This window comes from Fontibacter flavus (genome assembly GCF_042432905.1).
Lineage (GTDB): Bacteria > Bacteroidota > Bacteroidia > Cytophagales > Cyclobacteriaceae > Fontibacter > Fontibacter flavus.
This window is the reverse complement of sequence record NZ_JBHLWI010000087.1, coordinates 1-2,426: the sequence shown is the minus strand read 5'-3', so window position 1 is coordinate 2,426 and position 2,426 is coordinate 1. Positions and strand designations below refer to the sequence as shown.

Annotated in this window: 1 protein-coding gene; it reads left to right on the top strand. The window is 43.6% G+C overall.

All coding sequences use genetic code 11. The features are described from left to right. Positions 1-745 precede the first annotated feature (745 nt). The gene (locus ACFFIP_RS18945) at positions 746-2,158 is read left to right on the top strand and encodes a hypothetical protein (RefSeq protein WP_382389361.1); all 1,413 of its coding nucleotides are present in this window, start codon (positions 746-748) and stop codon (positions 2,156-2,158) included. Positions 2,159-2,426 lie beyond the last annotated feature (268 nt).

Here is a 2,426-nt window from a genome sequence, read left to right as displayed (position 1 = left end):
ATAGGGAAGGGAGTTTTTGAGTCTATTGAATAGGCCTGAAGGGCCGGGATATCAGAGGGATGGTTGGAGGCCATCCCGGATACGCCGGCAATACGGAACCGCGAATTGATTTGAAATGATAACCACTAATTACACTAATTACACAAATTTTTAAATTCTACATTTTAGCTGCTGGGGGATTTTGATGTGATTTTCTGATCAATGCATCACTAAAAATGAATTAGGCGCAGGGCTTGCGAATTTTCACGAATTCTGGTGCTGATAGGGATTACATTTTTGGAGAAGAAAATGGATTTTTGGTCGATTAAATAGGCCTGAAAGGCCGGGATATCAGAGGGATGGTTGGAGGCCATCCCGGATACGCCGGCAATACGGAACCGCGAATTGATTTGAAATGATAACCACTAATTACACTAATTACACAAATTTTTAAATTCTACATTTTAGCTGCTGGGGGATTTTGATGTGATTTTCTGATCAATGCATCACAAGAAATGAATTAGGCGCAGAGCTTGCGAATTTTCGCGAATTCTTGTGTTAGTTGAGATTTAAGGGAGTCCAGCTTCTGGAGAGGGCTGGCCGTAAAGACAATACCCAGTGGGTATTTTTAGGCCAGAGCCAGGTTGTAGGGAGGGAAAAAAACTTAGCTTGGTCCAAGTCTCCCTCTTGGGAGATAAATCTGAAGACTTAAACCAAAGATATTCTACTTAATTATTCCATTTTTCTATAACCTCATAAACTTTTGATGTCGAGAATTATACTGATCATATTGCTCATTGGGATTGTGCTTTTCCAGATTCCTGGGGAAAAGGTGCCGATCAATGAGGGGACAATGGGACATGGGCTGTTTTTCAGACAGGTGGCGATAGAATTCGTGGATGTCATCGACCGGGACAGCTACAACATCTGGCAATTGCAACATATCATGCCTTTTGCCCTGGTACATGTGGTCTATGTGGTCTTGGGCTTTGACCTGGAGCCGGATACGCTGATGAGCGGTATGCTGATCATCAACCTCCTGTTTCTGGGTTTGACGGTTTACTGGTTCTTCAGGATTACGAAGAAACTCAGACTTTCCAGCGAGTTGGAGGCCTTGGCATTTGTCCTGGTGTTTTTCAATTTTTTTATTCTCAAAGACACCTGGTACCATCCTTTTACCACAGAGATGGCGGCCATGATGATCGGTATGGGTCAGGTCAATTACTTTGTCCGATATGAAAAGAGTAAACTCTTTCTGGTCTCACTGGTAGGTGCCTTTGTCTCTCCTTTTCTGCTTCCTATAGGACTTTGTCTGTGGGTGTTTCCGGGCGATAAACTGGAACTCTATACAGGAGAAAAACCCAAAACCGTATTTCCGGTCATTGCTACCTTATTATTGATGTTTTTGTTGATAGGATTGGCCAACTGGGCGGGGGTATTGGATGGTTCTTCGTCCGAAATATCCTGGTTTTTCCTCTCGCTGGTATCCATGATGATTTTCCTGCTTTGGGTAATGATGCAGAATACGGTGGACTGGGTGAAAAGCTGGAAGATGCTTTCCCATAAACTCAAACCGGTCAAGATCATGTCCTTTTTTGGGGTCTTGTTGGCGGCGAGTTTATTGCTGTTTTTACTTTCTGGTTCCAATAGTAATGTGAGTTTAAGGTCCTTATTTCAGGCTTTTATCAAGGGACTTTTGAATTATCCTTTGGATTTCATTACCGGGCATTTGATGTATTATGGGCTGTTGGTGGTGACGGCATTGGTTTTTATGTCCAGGATCATCAAGGAGGCTGCGCTGCTGGGGATAGGGTTTACCTTGGCGATGGTGTTGATGTTGTTTTTTGCATTGCATCCCAATTCCACGACGATGGTGCCGTTTTTGCCTTTGCTGGTGTTGGCATTGGTGAAGGGCATCAGGCGGTACAAGTTGCAATGGAAGGAGGTGCTGATCGCAGGGGGGATTAACCTGCTATTGTCCATGTTTTGGGTGCGGATCAATGTTCCCGGTGTGGAGGAAGCCATGCTTGAGGGCATAAAAGACAGTTTCCCGGTTCAGCGTTATTGGATGCATTTTGGTCATGTGCAGAGTTTGCCTGTCTATGGGGTGGTGTTGGTGATCGGTATCGTGTTGTTTTGGGGAGTGGAGATGCGGAGGAGGAGGTATGTGAGGTTGTGAAGAGTGGAGAATTAAGAAGGATTGAAGAGCCAAGGCAAAAGGGTTGAGAATGTTGAATTAAGGATGAAAAATGAAGAATGGAAATATAAGAGCCAAGGCAAAAGTAAAAAGGCAAAAGGGTGGAGAATGTTGAATTAAGGATGATTGAAGAGCCAAGGAAAAAGTAAAAAACTTGTCCCGAAGAATTTCGGGAGGCAAAAGGGTTGAGAATGTAGAATGGAGAGTTATGAATTAAGAATGAGGGGAAAAAGTTGTCATTGTTGTCATT

Excerpts from the sequence above, each read along its gene's own strand:
- ACFFIP_RS18945 (WP_382389361.1), top strand. The coding sequence starts at position 746 with ATGTCGAGAATTATACTGATCATATTGCTCATTGGGATTGTGCTTTTC.